Annotated in this window: 19 protein-coding genes; 8 read left to right on the top strand and 11 right to left on the bottom strand. The window is 73.9% G+C overall.

The features are described 5' to 3' along the window. The first annotated feature begins 1 nt into the window (after nucleotide 1). On the top strand, nucleotides 2-820 hold the full coding sequence (locus HPC71_RS15140) for an RNA polymerase sigma factor SigF (RefSeq protein WP_230084194.1): 819 nt from the start codon (nucleotides 2-4) through the stop codon (nucleotides 818-820). 14 nt (nucleotides 821-834) lie between these two features. On the opposite strand, the gene HPC71_RS15145 is transcribed toward HPC71_RS15140, so the two are convergent. Continuing rightward, nucleotides 835-1,290 carry a hypothetical protein gene (locus HPC71_RS15145; RefSeq protein WP_154614868.1) on the bottom strand — a complete coding sequence of 152 codons (456 nt, stop codon included), beginning with the start codon at nucleotides 1,288-1,290 and terminating at the stop codon, nucleotides 835-837. Nucleotides 1,291-1,511: 221 nt separating this feature from the next. Here HPC71_RS15145 and HPC71_RS15150 point away from each other — a divergent pair, with 221 nt between their 5' ends. Beyond that, a complete protein-coding gene (locus HPC71_RS15150; protein WP_011755173.1) occupies nucleotides 1,512-1,763 on the top strand; it encodes a WhiB family transcriptional regulator in 252 nt (83 codons plus the stop codon). A 28-nt stretch (nucleotides 1,764-1,791) separates the two neighbouring features. Here the strand turns inward: HPC71_RS15150 and HPC71_RS15155 are convergent, their stop codons facing one another. Next, entirely contained in the window at nucleotides 1,792-3,315 is a 1,524-nt protein-coding gene (locus HPC71_RS15155; RefSeq protein WP_171896877.1) for a sensor histidine kinase, read from the bottom strand. A gap of 77 nt (nucleotides 3,316-3,392) precedes the next feature. Here HPC71_RS15155 and HPC71_RS15160 point away from each other — a divergent pair, with 77 nt between their 5' ends. From HPC71_RS15160 to HPC71_RS21270, 5 genes are read left to right on the top strand one after another with little or no spacing between them, the layout of a single operon-like run. Continuing rightward, nucleotides 3,393-4,253 carry a DUF2785 domain-containing protein gene (locus HPC71_RS15160; RefSeq protein ID WP_154614867.1) on the top strand — a complete coding sequence of 287 codons (861 nt, stop codon included), beginning with the start codon at nucleotides 3,393-3,395 and terminating at the stop codon, nucleotides 4,251-4,253. A 25-nt stretch (nucleotides 4,254-4,278) separates the two neighbouring features. Next, nucleotides 4,279-5,985: an acetolactate synthase gene (locus tag HPC71_RS15165; protein WP_154614866.1), complete on the top strand. Its 1,707-nt coding sequence runs from the start codon at nucleotides 4,279-4,281 to the stop codon at nucleotides 5,983-5,985. Next, a complete protein-coding gene (locus HPC71_RS15170; RefSeq protein WP_154614865.1) occupies nucleotides 5,985-6,464 on the top strand; it encodes a GNAT family N-acetyltransferase in 480 nt (159 codons plus the stop codon). The genes HPC71_RS15165 and HPC71_RS15170 overlap by 1 nt, the downstream gene beginning before the upstream one ends. Before the next feature lies 1 nt (nucleotide 6,465). Next, a complete protein-coding gene (locus tag HPC71_RS15175) occupies nucleotides 6,466-6,873 on the top strand; it encodes a thioesterase family protein (RefSeq protein WP_154613176.1) in 408 nt (135 codons plus the stop codon). Between the two features lie 60 nt (nucleotides 6,874-6,933). Then, nucleotides 6,934-7,008, top strand: a complete 75-nt coding sequence (locus HPC71_RS21270) for a 50S ribosomal protein bL37 (protein ID WP_369759046.1) — start codon at nucleotides 6,934-6,936, stop codon at nucleotides 7,006-7,008. A 64-nt stretch (nucleotides 7,009-7,072) separates the two neighbouring features. Here the strand turns inward: HPC71_RS21270 and HPC71_RS15180 are convergent, their stop codons facing one another. From HPC71_RS15180 to HPC71_RS15200, 5 genes are read right to left on the bottom strand one after another with little or no spacing between them, the layout of a single operon-like run. Continuing rightward, nucleotides 7,073-7,852, bottom strand: coding sequence for an ABC transporter ATP-binding protein (locus HPC71_RS15180; RefSeq protein WP_154614864.1), 780 nt, complete (start codon nucleotides 7,850-7,852; stop codon nucleotides 7,073-7,075). Then, on the bottom strand, nucleotides 7,849-8,874 hold the full coding sequence (locus tag HPC71_RS15185) for a FecCD family ABC transporter permease (RefSeq protein ID WP_171896878.1): 1,026 nt from the start codon (nucleotides 8,872-8,874) through the stop codon (nucleotides 7,849-7,851). Before HPC71_RS15185 ends, HPC71_RS15180 begins: the two co-directional genes overlap by 4 nt. Beyond that, on the bottom strand, nucleotides 8,871-9,890 hold the full coding sequence (locus HPC71_RS15190) for a FecCD family ABC transporter permease (protein ID WP_154614863.1): 1,020 nt from the start codon (nucleotides 9,888-9,890) through the stop codon (nucleotides 8,871-8,873). The genes HPC71_RS15185 and HPC71_RS15190 overlap by 4 nt, the downstream gene beginning before the upstream one ends. Then, the gene (locus tag HPC71_RS15195; RefSeq protein WP_216656430.1) at nucleotides 9,883-10,698 is read right to left on the bottom strand and encodes a siderophore-interacting protein; all 816 of its coding nucleotides are present in this window, start codon (nucleotides 10,696-10,698) and stop codon (nucleotides 9,883-9,885) included. Before HPC71_RS15195 ends, HPC71_RS15190 begins: the two co-directional genes overlap by 8 nt. A gap of 8 nt (nucleotides 10,699-10,706) precedes the next feature. After that, nucleotides 10,707-11,720 (bottom strand): ABC transporter substrate-binding protein, encoded by a 1,014-nt coding sequence (locus tag HPC71_RS15200; protein ID WP_154614862.1) that lies wholly within the window; start codon nucleotides 11,718-11,720, stop codon nucleotides 10,707-10,709. A 94-nt stretch (nucleotides 11,721-11,814) separates the two neighbouring features. Here HPC71_RS15200 and HPC71_RS15205 point away from each other — a divergent pair, with 94 nt between their 5' ends. Further along, on the top strand, nucleotides 11,815-12,618 hold the full coding sequence (locus tag HPC71_RS15205; protein WP_216656431.1) for a helix-turn-helix domain-containing protein: 804 nt from the start codon (nucleotides 11,815-11,817) through the stop codon (nucleotides 12,616-12,618). A 6-nt stretch (nucleotides 12,619-12,624) separates the two neighbouring features. Here the strand turns inward: HPC71_RS15205 and rsrA are convergent, their stop codons facing one another. The 4 genes from rsrA to HPC71_RS15225 form a co-directional block, all read right to left on the bottom strand. Continuing rightward, nucleotides 12,625-12,903 carry a mycothiol system anti-sigma-R factor gene (rsrA, locus tag HPC71_RS15210; protein ID WP_154613180.1) on the bottom strand — a complete coding sequence of 93 codons (279 nt, stop codon included), beginning with the start codon at nucleotides 12,901-12,903 and terminating at the stop codon, nucleotides 12,625-12,627. Then, nucleotides 12,903-13,550, bottom strand: coding sequence for a sigma-70 family RNA polymerase sigma factor (locus tag HPC71_RS15215; protein WP_171896879.1), 648 nt, complete (start codon nucleotides 13,548-13,550; stop codon nucleotides 12,903-12,905). The genes rsrA and HPC71_RS15215 overlap by 1 nt, the downstream gene beginning before the upstream one ends. Nucleotides 13,551-13,637: 87 nt before the next feature. Further along, nucleotides 13,638-14,288: an alpha/beta hydrolase family protein gene (locus tag HPC71_RS15220; RefSeq protein WP_171896880.1), complete on the bottom strand. Its 651-nt coding sequence runs from the start codon at nucleotides 14,286-14,288 to the stop codon at nucleotides 13,638-13,640. Continuing rightward, a complete protein-coding gene (locus HPC71_RS15225) occupies nucleotides 14,285-15,049 on the bottom strand; it encodes an SOS response-associated peptidase (protein ID WP_154614861.1) in 765 nt (254 codons plus the stop codon). The genes HPC71_RS15220 and HPC71_RS15225 overlap by 4 nt, the downstream gene beginning before the upstream one ends. Nucleotides 15,050-15,054: the final 5 nt, after the last annotated feature.

The following is a 15,054-nucleotide window of genomic DNA, read 5'->3' on the forward strand; positions in this document are numbered from 1 at the left end:
GATGGACGCCCCGCGCACGCAGGAGATGATCACGGAGGCGGACTCCCCGCCGACCGGGATCGAGCTGACGCGCCTGCGCAGCGCCGAGCTGTTCCGCGAGCTGCACGACGCCGGCGCCCCGCAGCACGTGCGCGCCCGCGCGCGTGACGACCTGGTGCACCTGCACCTGCCTCTGGTCGAGCACTGCGCCCGGCGGTTCCGCAACCGCGGCGAGCCGTTCGAGGACCTGGTGCAGGTGGGCACGATCGGGCTGATCAAGTCCGTCGACCGCTTCGACACCGACCGCGGCGTGGAGTTCTCGACGTACGCCACGCCGACCATCATCGGCGAGATCAAGCGCTACTTCCGGGACAAGGGCTGGGCCATCCGCGTCCCCCGCCGGCTCCAGGAGCTGCGCATGCAGATCGGCTCGGCCACCGCCGAGCTGACCCAGTCGCTGGGCCGCTCCCCCACGCCGCGCGAGCTGGCCGAGGCGATCGGCTGCACCGTGGAGGAGATCGTCGAGGGCATCGAGTCGAGCAACGCCTACTCCACGCTGTCCCTGGACGCCAGCGACGACTCCGAGGACGGCGCGGCCTCGATGCTCGACGCGATCGGCGTCGACGACGCCAACCTCGAGCACGTCGAGATCCGCGAGTCGATCAAGCCGCTGCTGGACCGGCTGGACCCGCGGGAGAAGAAGATCCTGCTGCTCCGGTTCTTCAAGAACATGACCCAGTCGCAGATCGCCGAGGAGATCGGCGTCTCCCAGATGCACGTCTCCCGGCTGCTCAACCGCACCCTGGTGCAGCTGCGGACCTCGCTGGAGGAGGCGGACTAGCCGGCTGGTCCGGACTAGTTGGGGTCCCCCGCGTCGCCGCGGGTCGGGTCGTCGGTCAGCACCGCGGTGCTGGAGGGGTGCAGCACCCCCACGAGGACGACGACCGCGGCGAGCACGAGCGCGACCGCGACCGCCTTGGCGGTGGCGTCGCCGGTGCGGAAGGACCAGGCGATCCCGAGCGCGAACAGCTGCGCGAGGACGACCGGGCTGCGTGACCACGTCGCGTGCTTGAGCAGGCCGGCGGCGCAGGCGACGATCGCTGCTCCGCAGACGAGGAAGAACACCGTGGTGGTGAGGTTCATCGTCACGCGACCGGGCGTGAGGTGGGCGATCTCCAGGACCGCCAGGACCAGCAGGACCAGGCCCTCACCGGCGGCGACGGTCGCCGCGACGGTCAGCGGGACCGGGTGGGCGCCGGCCGGCCCGGTCGGGTCGCCGGAGGGGGTGTCGAGGTCGTCCGTCGGGGCCACCGTTCGAGCCTAACCGGGGCCGTCGGCTGCGCCGGAGGCCGGTCGGCCGTGGCCCCTGTGACGGAAGAGACCATGGCAAACGCTTGTATAACGTTCTAAAGATTGCCACGCTGGACACTCGCTCGTGAATGCGTTCACATCGCGTTGCCCCCGCACGGGCCCGCAGGCCTGAGCTGCCCCTTGCCTGCACGTACGTAGAAGAGAGTAGGGATTTCCCAGCCATGGATTGGCGCCACCGTTCCGCCTGCCTCGACGAGGACCCGGAACTGTTCTTCCCGATCGGCAACACCGGTCCGGCCATCCTCCAGATCGAGGAGGCCAAGCAGGTGTGCCGACGATGCGAGGTGCGCGAGCAGTGTCTCGCGTGGGCGCTCGAGGCGGGTCAGGACCACGGGGTCTGGGGCGGCCTCAGCGAGGACGAGCGTCGCGCGCTGAAGCGCCGCAACGCCCGGGCCCGCGTCCGCACGGCCTGATCCGGAGGACCGACCCCGCCCGACCCGCTCACGCCAGAGGTACGTCGACCGAGGCCCGCGTCCCCGGTCCGGCCGGCACCGGTCCGAGCTCGAGCCGTCCGCCGAGCTCGGACTCGACCAGCGTGCGCACGATGGAGAGCCCGAGGTTGGTCGACCCGTCCAGGTCGAACCCCTCGGGCAGCCCGCGCCCGTCGTCGTCGACGGTGAGGCGCAGGCGACCCTCGCCGCGGCGTACCGTCATCCGGATCGTGCCCCCGGGCCCCTCGTCCTCCCCGAGCGCGGAGAGGTCCTCGGGCACCGCGGGCTCGGCCCGGGCGTCGACCTCGTAGCCGTGCTCGACGGCGTTCTGCAACAGCTCGGTGAGCACCATCGCCAGGGCGGTCGCCGACTCCGAGGGCAGCGTGCCGAACCCGCCGTCGCGCACCATGCGCACCCGCCCGGCGACCGCGCTGACCTCGGTCACCATCGAGCCGAGCCGGTCGGCGATCTCGTCGAAGTCGACGGTCTCCTCGACCGCCTGGCTCAGGGTCTCGTGCACGATCGCGATCGAGCCCACCCGCCGCACCGCCTCCTCGAGCGCCAGCTTGGCGGCCTCGGAGTCGATCCGGCGCGCCTGGAGCCGCAGCAGCGCGGCCACGGTCTGCAGGTTGTTCTTCACCCGGTGGTGGATCTCGCGGATCGTGGCGTCCTTGGTGACCAGCTCGCGGTCGCGCCGCCGCAGGTCGGTGACGTCGCGCACCAGCACCAGCGCACCGATGTGGGTGCCCTGCGGACGCAGCGGGATCGAGCGGACGATCAAGGAGACCGTGTCGGTGCCGATCTCGGTGTCGCGGTGCGCCCGCCCGCCGAGCACCGCGCTCAGCGTCTCCTCGTCCGGGCGGCGCCGGGGCGGCACCAGCTCGCGGGTGAGGTCGGCCAGGGAGAGCCCGGCGAGGTCGCCGGAGAGCCCCAGCCGGCGGTAGACCGAGAGCGCGTTGGGGCTGGCGTAGGCGACCCGGCCGCGGGCGTCGACGCGCAGGAACCCGTCGCCGACGCGCGGGGAGTCGGCGTGGTCGCTGCGCTGCCCCGTGGCCGGGAACCAGCCCTGGGCGATCATCTGCGTCAGGTCCGCGGCGGTCTGGAGGTAGGACAGCTCGAGGCGGCTGGGCGTGCGGACGCCCAGCAGGTTGGTGTTGCGCGCGACGACCGCGATCACCCGGCCCGCGCGCCGCACGGGGATCGTCTCGACGCGGACCGGCACGTCGTCGCGCCACTCCGGGTCGCCCTCGCGGACCAGCCGGCCCTCGGCGTACGCCGTGTCGAGCAGGGGGCGCCGACCGGCGGGGACGAAGGTGCCGACGACGTCGTCGACGTACGCCGTCGGGCCGGTCGTCGGGCGCATCTGGCCCGCCGCCCAGAAGCCGGAGCCGGCGCGGTCGGGCAGCCAGAGCACCAGGTCGGCGAAGGACAGGTCGGCGATGATCTGCCAGTCCGCCTGCAACAGCTGGAGCCAGGCGACGTCCTCCTCGGAGAGGTCGGTGTGGCTGCGCACCAGGTCGGCGAGGGTCGGCACGGAATGTGACCTTACTGAAGCCCCGCGGAGGCCTCCTCGGGTCGGTCCCGGGCCGGTTCCCTGGCAGGATGGGGGGCATGTCGGGGCAGTACTGGAAGCAGGTCCACCACCGCGGTCTCGCGGTCCCCCAGGACCGGCCGCTGGAGGACCTGACCGCCGAGCTCACCCGGTTCCTGGGCGATCCGGACCCCGAGCTGCGGGACGGCACCGCCTATCCCGCGCTGGCGACCTGGATCGCCCGCGGGGTCTACGACGACCTCCTGATCGGGCTCGGGGACGGCATGGCCGCGGGCCTCCTGGCCGGGCTCGGCGAGGTCGGCACGGACACCGTGCTGCGTCGCAGCTACTCCGCCCGGGTGCTCGCCGAGTGCCTCGAGCGCGACAACCGGCTGGGCCTGGTGCCCGCCGGCAAGGTGCTCGAGTGGGGCGACCGGGTCGCGACCTGGCTGCTGCGCGAGAAGGACGTCCGCGGGTTCCTGCCCGGCAAGGGCTGGGCCCACGCCGTCGCGCACGGCGCCGACGCGCTCGCCGCGCTGGCCCGCTCCCCCCACCTGGCCATGCCGGAGCTGACCGTCGTGCTCGACGTGGTCGCCGACCGCGTGCTGCTGCCGGTGGACCACCTGTTCGTCAACGGCGAGCCCGACCGTCTGGCCCTGGCCACGATGACCGTGCTGCGCCGCGACGAGGTGCCGCTGCGGGTCCTCGAGCCGTGGATCGCCCGCCTCGCCGCGGCGGCGTCCAGCCGGGCGACGTACGACGCGCGCGACCCGCACCTGGCCGGCGGCAACGCCGAGGCGTTCCTGCGCGCGCTGCACCTCCAGCTCGCGCTGGCGCCCGACCCGCCGGAGGTCCGCTCGGACCTGCTGCTCGTCGTGGTCGACGCCCTGCGCCACACGAACCCCTCGTTGTCGCAGGCGGGCGCTTCGGCCCCCGTGTGACGTGGGTTGCACATAGCCTGCGGGCATGACCGACGCGACGACGCCCGAGACCACCGAGATCTGGCCCGACCTGACCGCCGACACCCCCGTGCCGGAGGGCCACGTGCGTGGCCACGCCGGTGAGCTCGCGGTCGCGGTCGCGCAGGCCCACGGCGTCGAGACCATGTTCACCCTCTCCGGCGCCCACGTCTTCCCGCTCTACGACGGCGCGGTCAAGGCCGAGCCCGCGATGCGCCTGCTCGACGTCCGGCACGAGCAGACCGCGGCGTTCGCGGCGGAGGCGACCGGCAAGCTGACCCGCGTCCCGGGCCTGGCCGTGCTGACCGCCGGCCCGGGCGTGACCAACGGCGTGAGCGCGATCGCGCAGGCCCAGTTCGCCGGCTCCCCCATGGTCGTCGTCGGCGGCCGCGCCCCGCAGAACCGGTGGGGCAGCGGCAGCCTCCAGGAGCTCGACCAGCCGCCGATCGTGGCGTCGGTGTCCAAGGACGCCCGGACGCTGATGACCGCGGCCGACGTCGCGCCCGGGCTCGACCAGGCCTTCCGCGCGGCGGGGTCCTCCCACCGCGGGCCGGTCTTCGTCGACGTCCCGATGGATGAGCTGTTCGCCCAGGCCACGGTGGCCGCCCCGACCGCGGTCGGGGCGATGCGCGGCGCCGAGCCCGACCCCGAGGCGGTCGCCCGGGTCGCCGCGCTCCTGGCCGACGCGTCGCGGCCGGTGCTCGTGCTCGGCACCGACGTGTGGGCCGACCGCGCCGAGGAGGCCGCCCTGCGCCTCGTCGAGACCGCCGGCGTGCCCACGCTGACCAACGGGATGGGTCGCGGCGTCGTGCCGGGTGGCCACCCGCTGCTGGTCACCAAGGCCCGCAGCCGGGCGCTCAAGGAGGCCGACCTGGTCGTCGTGGTCGGCACCCCGCTGGACTTCCGCCTCTCCTACGGCGTCTTCGGCGACGCCCAGGTCGTGCACGTCGCCGACTCCCCCGGCCAGCTCTCCGCGCACGCCTCGCTGGCCGCCTCGGTCGCCGGTGATCTCACCTCGGTGCTCGACGGCGTGCTGGCCGGCCTCGAGCGCTCGCCGCGGAAGCCGGACTGGACGGCGTGGGTCGACACGCTGCAGGACACCGTCCGCGCCGGCATCGAGCGAGACCGCGCCCTGCTCACCGCGGAGGCCGACCCCATCCACCCCGCACGCATCTACGGCGAGCTCGTGCCGCGCCTCGCCGACGACGCGGTGGTCATCGGCGACGGCGGCGACTTCGTCAGCTTCGCCGGCAAGTTCGTGGAGCCCAAGCGCCCCGGCGGCTGGCTCGACCCGGGCCCCTACGGCTGCCTCGGCGCCGGCCTCGGTGCCGCCATCGCCGCCCGGATCGCACGCCCCTCGTCGCAGGTCGTGCTGCTGCTCGGCGACGGCGCGGCCGGCTTCTCGCTGATGGACGTCGACACCCTGGTCCGGCACAACCTCCCGGTCGTGATGATCATGGGCAACAACTCCGCCTGGGGCCTGGAGAAGGGCCCGATGCAGATGCTCTACGGCTACGACGTGATCGCCGACCTCGCGCCCCGCACGGCCTACGACGAGGTGGTCAAGGCGCTCGGCGGCGGCGGCGAGACCGTCACCGACCCGCGGCAGATCGGGGCGGCCATCGACCGGGCGTTCGCCTCGAACGTGCCCTACCTGGTCAACGTGATCACCGACGTCGACGCGGCCTACCCGCGCGCCACCTTCGGGATCTGATGCGGCTGCGGCGAGCCACCCCGGACGACCTCGGGCCGGCCGGCGCCGTGACGGTGGCGGCGTACGCCGCGTTCGTGACCGGCGAGGACGACCCCTACCTCGACCGGCTGCGCGACGCGGCCCGCCGCGACCGGGAGGCCGAGCTGTGGGTGGCGGTCGACGACGGGAACGTGCTCGGCACCGTGACGATCTGCCCGCCCGGCTCGTCGTGGCGCGAGATCTCCCGGGCGGGCGAGGGCGAGTTCCGGATGCTCGCCGTCCACCCGGCCGCCCGCGGCCGCGGCGTCGGGGCCGCCCTGGTCGACCTGGTGCTCGACCGCTTCCGCTACGACGGCGCCACGGCGGTGGTGATGTCGAGCCTGAGGGAGATGGCCGACGCCCACCGCCTCTACGCTCGGGCCGGGTTCACCCGGCTGCCCGAGCGCGACTTCTCGCCGGCACCCGACGTCCAGCTGATCGCCTTCGGAAGGGACCTCTGAGTTGACCGACCCCACGGACGCCACGCTCCCGTTCACCGTCACCGACGACGACACCGCCCTCGCGGTCGGCTCGGGGTCGCTGCCGGTGCTCGGCACGCCCCGCCTGCTCGCCTGGTGCGAGGCCGCGACCTGCGCCGCGATCGAGCCCGCGCTGGCCGAGGGCCAGACCTCGGTCGGCACGCGGGTCTCCCTCGACCACCAGGCCGCCAGCCCGCTCGGGCAGGCGCTGGAGGTCACCGCCTCCCCGGCGTACGCCGACGGGCGGCTGCACCGCTTCACCGTCGCCGCCCGGCACGTCGAGATCGGCCCCGAGGGACCGGTCGCCGGCAAGGTGGTCGCCACCGGCGAGATCACCCGCGTGGTGGTCGACGCCGACCGGTTCCTGAGCCGGATTTCGCCAGCCTCCTGACATCTGGGAGACTGGCCCGTGGCCCCTCGGGGCGACGTACATCGATCCCAGGAGGACACCATGGGCAAGACCGGCCGCAAGCGCCGCGCTCGTAAGAAGAAGGGCGCGAACCACGGCAAGCGCCCCAACGCCTGAGCGCAGGCAGACGCACTGGACCCCCGAGCCACCCGGCCGGGGGTTCGCTGCTTTCCGGGTCCGCTCAGAAGCCGGCGGTCGGCACCACCATCGGGGTCCCGGCGACCGGGTCCGGGACCACCACGCAGGCCAGCCCGAAGACGTGCTCGACCAGCGCGGCGTCCATGATCTCGGCGGGCGCCCCCTGGGCCACGATCCGGCCGTCCTTCATCGCGACCAGGTGGTCGGCGTAGCGGCAGGCCTGGTTGAGGTCGTGCAGCACCGTCACGATCGTGCGCCCCTCGTCGCGCAGCCGGGCCAGCAGCCCGAGCAGCTCGTACTGGTGCGCCACGTCGAGGAACGTCGTCGGCTCGTCGAGCAGGAGGTACGACGACTCCTGCGCCAGCACCATCGCGATCCAGACCCGCTGGGCCTGCCCGCCCGAGAGCTCCTCGACGGTCCGGGTGGCCAGCCCGGTCACCCCGGCGGCGACCATCGCGCGGTCCACGGCGGCCTCGTCGGCCTCGGTCCAGGTGCCCAGGAGCGACTGGTGCGGATAGCGCCCCCGGCGTACCAGCTGGGCGACCCGGATCCCCTCCACCGGCACCAGGCCCTGCGGGAGAAAGCCGAGCTCGCGCGCCACCGCCTTGGCCCGCAGGGTCGCCAGGTCGCGACCGTCCAGGACGACCCTCCCGGACGCCGGCTCCAGCAGGCGGACCAGGGCCCGCAGCAGCGTCGACTTGCCGCAGGCGTTGGCTCCCACGATGGCGGTGAAGGCCCGGTCGGGCACGGCGAGGTCGAGCCCGGTGGAGATGGTCCGCTCGCCGTAGGCGAGGGTCAGGGCGTCGGCGACCAGGCGGGTCATCGCTTCACTTCCTTCAGCAGCAGCCAGATGAGGTAGGCCCCGCCGACCGCGGTGGTCACGACGCCCACCGGGAGCGCCACGGGCGCGAGCAGGACCTGGGCGATCAGGTCGGAGGCGGACAGCAGCACGGCCCCGGTGAGCGCCGCCGGCAGCAGCGGCACCCCGGCGGCGCCGGCGAGCCGGCGACCGACCTGCGGCGCGGCGAGCGCCACGAAGACGATCGGGCCGGCCACCGCGGTCACGGTGGCCGTGCAGCCGACGCCGACGGCGATCAGCAGCAGCCGCAGGGGGCCGAGCCGGACGCCGGTGGTGACCGCGAGCTCCTCCCCCAGCGCCGACTGGTGCAGCGCACGGGCGGCGCCCACGAGCACCACGGCGAGCACGCCCAGCACGAGGAACGGCAGCCGCACCTCGCCCCAGTCCAGGCCGTTGAGGGAGCCGGCGCTCCAGCCGGCGGCGACGATCGCGACGTCGAGCTCGGCGCGCAGCACCAGCCAGGCGTTCACGGCGGTGAGCATCGCGTTGACGGCGATGCCGATCACGACCAGCCGCAGGCCGCTGAATCCGGCGCGGATCGAGAGCAGGTAGATCACGGCGGCGGTGGCCAGGCCGGCGACGACCGAGCCGGCGGCGAGCTGGGCGGCGCTGCCGCCGAGGACCGTGATCACCAGCAGCGCCCCGGTGTAGGCGCCCGCGTCCAGCCCGATCACGTCCGGGCTGCCGAGCGGGTTGCGGGTGAGGTTCTGGAAGATGGCACCGGCCAGCCCGAGCGCAGCACCGAGCACGAGCCCGGCGACCACCCGGGGCGCCCGCCACTCGGTGACCACCACCGATCGCGCGCCGTCGCCGGTCAGCGCGGCCCACACCTCGCCGGGCGGGTCCCAGCCGGTGCCCCGGGAGAGACCGAGGAAGGCCAGGCCGGCGGCGACCAGCGCGAGCAGCAGGCAGGCCAGGGCACCACGCCGTTCGACGAGCAGCACCCGGCCGCCCCACGGCACCCGCAGCGTCGCCCCGGCGCTCACAGCGCCACCGTGCCGTAGCGGCGCACGACCCAGATCAGCACCGGCGCACCGAGGAAGGCCGTCACGATCGCGACCGGCACCTCCCCGGTGGGCAGCAGCAGCCGGCCCAGCACGTCGGCCGCGAGCAGCAGCGCCGGGCCGAGCAGCAGGCTGAAGCCGAGCAGCCAGGGCACCGAGCCCCGGGCCAGCCGCCGGGCCACGTGCGGCACGATCAGCCCGACGAACGCGATCGGACCGGCCACCGCGGTGGCCGCACCGGCCAGCACCGTCACCAGCACCACGACCAGCACCCGGGTGCGCACCACGTGCGCCCCCAGGGCGTGCGCGACGTGCTCGCCGAGCGCGAGCGCGTCCAGCGGGCGCGAGAGCAGCAGCGCGCCGACGAGCGCGACGACCACGACCAGCACCGGCAGGGTGAGTGGGGTCTGCTCGCGCCCGGCCAGCGACCCGACCGCCCAGAACCGGTAGTTGTCGAAGACCTCGGGGCGCAGCAGCCGGATCCCCAACGAGAGCCCGGCGAGCACCGAGCTCAGCGCGACCCCGGCCAGCAGCAGCCGCACCGGGGAGTCGCGCCCCACGGCGTACACCGCGACGGTGGCGAGCAGCGCGCCGACCAGTGCGGCCGCCAGCTGCGCGACCTGGGAGCCGGACTGCCACAGCGTCTGGGCGAGGACGATCGCGAACCCGGCCCCGGCGGTGACCCCGAGGATGCCCGGCTCCGCGAGCGGGTTGCGGGTCAGCGTCTGGATCAGCGCCCCCGCGGTGGCCAGCGCGGCGCCGACGGTCACCGCGAGCAGGGTGCGCGGCAGCCGGATCTCGCGCACCACGACGTGGTCGTCGGTGCCGGCGACGTCGAGGAAGGCGCGTAGCGCCTCGACGGGCGCGATGCTGCGCGTCCCGACGCAGATGCTCGCGACGCCGAGCAGAAGGACGGCCAGGGCAGCACCGGCGAGCAGTACGCCGCGGCGTGCGCCCTCCCCGCCCGCCTGCGCCGGCCGGCGGGCGAGCTCAGTCATCGAGCCCAGCGACCCCGCGCTTCCAGTAGCCGGTGACCGTGCTCTCGGCGCAGTGCTCACGGGCCCAGGCGCGCAGCGCCTTGACGTCGCCCGCCTCGCCGGCGGCGAAGAGGAAGGTGCGACCGGGCGGGAGCGCCAGGGCGGCCACCGCCTCGGCCAGACGCGAGCCCTCCCCGCGGTCCAGCCAGGTCACCTCGACGCCCGGCAGCGACACCAACGGGTAGTCGCGGTCCGCCGCCTGGTCGGTGTCGATGAGCACGTGGGCCGACACGTCGGCCGGGGACTCCTCGAGCCAGCGCGCCAGCGCGGGCAGACCGGTGGTGTCGACAGCCAGGACATGGTGGTCGAAGCCCGTGGTCCAGACCTTCGCGCCGGGCGGGCCGGCGATCACGACCTCCTCCCCCACAGCGACCGTCGCGGCCCAGTCCGCGGCGAGGCCGCCCGGGTGCACGACGAAGTCGAGGTCGATCTCGCGGCGCGCCGGGTCGTGGCGCCGCACGGTGTACTTGCGCGTCGGCGGCACCGGGCGCACCCAGTCCAGGCTGTCCTCGTCGTTGGGCACCGGGTCGTTGCGGGTGCCGTCGGGGAAGGCGAAGACCACCTTGACGTGGTCGTCGGCCTGGTAGGTGTGGAAGCCCTCGAGCTCGGGGCCGGACAGGGTCAGGCGCACCATGGTCTCGGTGACCTGCTCGCGCGCGGCGACGCGCACGCGGCGTACCCCGATCGGGTAGCCGACCCGGGCGATGCCGGTGCCGGTGCGCTGGTGCAGGGCGACCCGGGTGCCCGGCTCGGAGCGGTCGATCGACATCGGCGCGCTCAGCCGGCCAGCAGGGGTGCGAGCACGGAGTCGAGCTCGTCGAGGGTGCGCAGCGCGGTGCCGTACGTCGAGGCCTCGGTGAAGCGGACGCCGATCGCGCGGTCCGCCTTGACCGCCGGGAGGCTCTTCCACAGCGGGGAGTCGAGCACGTACTTCACTGCGGCGGAGGGCTTGCCGTCGTCCTCGAGGGAGTAGGTGATGACGTCGACGTCGCCGAAGCTCTCTGGGAGCTCCTCGATCGAGGGGTACTCCGAGACGTCACCGGCGCCGCCGGTCTTCTTGGCGACCTCGCCGGGGTAGCTCGCGCCGATGTCCTCGGCGATGTTGGGGCCCCACGACCCGGCGTACTCGCGCATGAAGGAGCCCGCGCTGGTGTCGCCGTAGGCCCCGAGGTGGCCGAAGGAGGCGGACTCCAGCAGGTCGGCGTACTTCTCGCTCAGCTCGGCCGCGCGCGCCTCGTAGGCGTCACGCGCCTCCTCCCACGCGCCCAGCTCGCCGGCGGCGTCGAGGTGACGGCGGCTCAGGTCCCGCCAGCCCGAGGGCTGGGTCGGGCCGATCGCGGCCACCGGCGCGATGGACTCGAGGCGCTCCAGGTCGATGTCGACCAGCGCGGGCGCGGGGACGCCGATGATGATCAGGTCCGGCTCGGCCTCGGCGATCGCCTCGTAGTTGGTGGAGTCGGCGGTCTCGCCGGCGACCTTGGTGAGCGACTCGTAGGTCGCCAGGTCCTCCTCGCTCATCAGGTTGGTCCCGCGCTCCCAGCTCGAGATGCCCACCAGCTCGGCCCCCGCCTCGATCAGGCTCGGTACGGCGTAGCCGGTGGCCACGATGCGCTGCGGATCCGCCGGGATCTCGACCTCGCCGTTGTCGGCGCTGAAGACCCGGACCTCACCCGCCGAGTCGTCGCCCCCTGCCTCGGCGTCATCCCCGCCGCAGCCGGTGAGGGTCAGCGCCAGGACCGTGGCACCGGCGAGGACCGAGAGGAACGGACGGGTGAACGGGCGCGAGCGCATGGAGCTCCTTCGACGATGCTGAAACGACGTCCGAGAGGACGAAGGTAAGGCTAGCCTTAGCGCCGTGCAGTCGATATCTCCCGGAGGACAGCCCGTGCCGTTCGCAGGACATCTCGACGCCATCGTCGAGGAGTACGGCTACGGGATCGGCCCGCCGACCGGGATGGTGGTGCTGCGCTACCGCCGCGCGGAGGGGCTCACGGTCGCCGACACCCGCGACGACCACCTGCACTGGCTCTACGTGAGCCCGGACGGCATCGTGTGCGTACGCCGCGGCGGCGCGACCACCTACCTCGCGCCCGGCACCGGCTTCTGGGCGACCCGCGGGCACGTGCACCAGATCGCCTCTCTGTCGGCCGCCTGCGTGCTGCGCGTGGGCCTGCGCGAGGCGCCGCCCGCGCTCGAGGACGTCGGAGCGGCGCCGGTGGAGGTGCCGGCCGCCGTCCTGGACGCATTGCTCGACGTGGCCCGTCCCGGCGTGAGCGAGGAGGCGGGCCTGGCGGCGCGCGCAGTCCTGACGGCCGGCGTCGGTGCCAGCAGCGCGATCGCACCGCCCGAGGAGCGCGGCGCCGGGACCGGAAGCGGACTGGGCGCCGGCTACGCGCGTCGGGTCGCCGCCGCGCTGAGCGCCGATCCTGCCGACGACACCACGCTGCAGGAGTGGGCCGACCGGCTGCACATCAGCGCGAAGACCCTGCAGCGCGACTTCATCCGCGAGTTCGCCACGTCGTACACCGAGTGGCGCTCGCGGCTGCGACTCCAGGCCGCGCGGGCCCTGCTCCGCACGCTGCCGGTCAAGGAGACCGCGCACCGGGTCGGCTACGCGAGCGCGTCGGCGTTCGTGGGGGCGTTCACCCGCGAGTTCGGCGAGACGCCGGGCCGATGGGCCCGGCACTGAGGGCGCTCAGCCCTCGGTGATGCGGACCTGGACCTCGCGGATGCGGAGCATCACGCGCTCGCGGAGCTCGGCGGGGGCCGGCTCGGAGCAGGAGCGGGCGACGACCTGCTTGACGGTGCGCTCGAGGTCGTACTTCTCCAGGCACGGGTTGCAGGTGTCGAGGTGGACCCGGACCGCGGCGCAGTCGGCCTCGGCCAGCTCGTTGTCGATGAAGTAGACGATCTGCTCGAGGTAGTCCGCACACTGCTGCGGGTCCACGTGCTGGTGGGTGCGGGACTCGTCCATCACTTGCTCCCGTCGCGACCGACGGTCAGCAGGTCGTTGGTGCGGACGTAGTCGGAGAGCATGTCGCGCAGCTGGCGACGGCCGCGGTGGAGCCGGGACATCACGGTCCCGATGGGGGTCTCCATGATCTCGGCGATCTCCTTGTACGCGAAGCCCTCGACGTCGGCGAGGTAGACGGCGAGCCGGAACTCCTCGGGCAGGCGCTGCAGGGCGTCCTTGACCTGGGAGTCGGGCAGGTGCTCGAGCGCCTCCATCTCCGCGGACTTCAGGCCGGTCGAGGTGTGCGACTCGGCCCGGGCGAGCTGCCAGTCCTCGACGTCCTCGGACATCGACTGCTGGGGCTGGCGCTGCTTCTTGCGGTAGGTGTTGATGAAGGTGTTGGTGAGGATCCGGTAGAGCCAGGCCTTGAGGTTGGTGCCCGGCTTGAACTGGTGGAAGGAGGAGTACGCCTTGGCGAACGTCTCCTGCACCAGGTCCTCGGCGTCGGCCGGGTTGCGCGTCATGCGCATCGCGGCGGAGTAGAGCTGGTCGAGGAACGGCAGCGCGTCGCGCTCGAAGCGCAGCGAGCGCTCCTCGTCGGTCTCGGAGGCGGCGTCGACCGGGTCCACGGTCGCGGCCTCCAGCGGGTCAGTGACGGAGTCAGTCATCGCGGCCCAGCGTACTCGGAGCCGGGGTGGGGTCGGCGCGGTCGGCACGGGGCGTTCCATCAGCACGGTCACGTCGGGGCCAACACGTCATCGGCGCCCCTGATTCCCCGTCACCTCGCGCACCAGCCACTCCAGGGTGCTCTCCACCAGCAGGTCCATCGCCTCGTCCTGGGAGACCGCGCCGCGGGCGGGGACCTTGAACCCGTGGTCACCGCCGGGGACGACCACCATCTCGACGTCGTCGGGGAACTCCTCGGGCCGGCCCATCGTGTCCCGGTCGCCCTGGACGACCAGGGTGGGCAGCCGGGCTCCGCGCAGCTCCTCGAGCCGCGAGCTCTCCGGCTTGCCCGGCGGGTGGAGCGGGAAGGCCAGCGCCAGGCAGGCGACCGCCCCCAGCCGGCGCCCGCAGCGCACGGCCGACCGCGCCCCGGCGGACCGGCCGCCGACGATGAGCGGGGTGCGGACCCGCAGCTTGTCCGAGGCCGCGACCAGGCCCTCGTCGAGGATGCGCGGGGCCGGCGCGATCCGCTTGCCGGCGACCTTCCACGGCTGCTCGAGGCGGACCACGGTGAAACCGTGCCGGGGCAGGTGGGTGGCCAGCGCGACCAGGTCCCGCGCGTCCACCCCGCCGCCGGCGCCGTGCCCGAGCAGGAGGGTGCCGACGGGCCGGGGCGCGCGGTTGGTGACGAGCCGGGCGGGCCCGTGCGGGGTGTCGACGACCCGCTCGCTCAGCGTCACTCCACGACCTCCTCGAGCGGCAGCGGGTCGATCAGGTGGGCGCCGTTGTTGCGCACGTTGCTGACCTCTCGGGAGACGGGGTAGGCCTCGAGCGCACCGGGCGCGGCCGGGACCAGGAGGTCCAGCAGCGAGTCCTGGGCGGCGGTCGGGTCGAGCCAGTCCGCCCAGCGGTCCGGCTCGACCATGAGCGGCATCCGGTCGTGGATGTGGCCCAGCTCGTCCTCGGCGTCGGTGGTGATGACCGTGCAGGACCACACGAACCGGTCCGGGTCGTCCTCGGGCCGGGCCGGGTCCCGCCAGATCTCGTAGAGCCCGGCCATCGCGAGCGTGCCGCCGTTGCGGGGGCGGATGAAGAACGGCTGCTTGAGCGGCTTGCCGGCCTTCGTCGTCTGCTGGGTGGGGTACCACTCGAAGTAGCCGTCGGCGGGGAGCAGGCAGCGCCGCTTCGCGAACGCCCGCTTGTACGCCGGCTTCTCGGCCACCGTCTCCATCCGGGCGTTGATCATCCGGTTGCCGATGGAGATGTCCTTGGCCCACGAGGGCACCAGGCCCCACCGGGCCACCCGCAGCTGGCGCTCGGCCCGCCCGGCCCGCTCGGCGACCTGCTCGCCGGACGGCGGCCGCTCGACGACGGCGTACACGTCCTTGGTGGGGGCGACGTTGTAGTCGGGCTCGAGCTCGGCGGCGATCCGCAGCGCATCGACGTCGAACTCCTCGACGAGGTCCTCGGCCCGGCGGCTCGAGGCGTAGCGACCGCACATGCGCC

It is taken from the genome of Nocardioides marmotae, assembly GCF_013177455.1.
GTDB classification, from domain to species: domain Bacteria; phylum Actinomycetota; class Actinomycetes; order Propionibacteriales; family Nocardioidaceae; genus Nocardioides; species Nocardioides marmotae.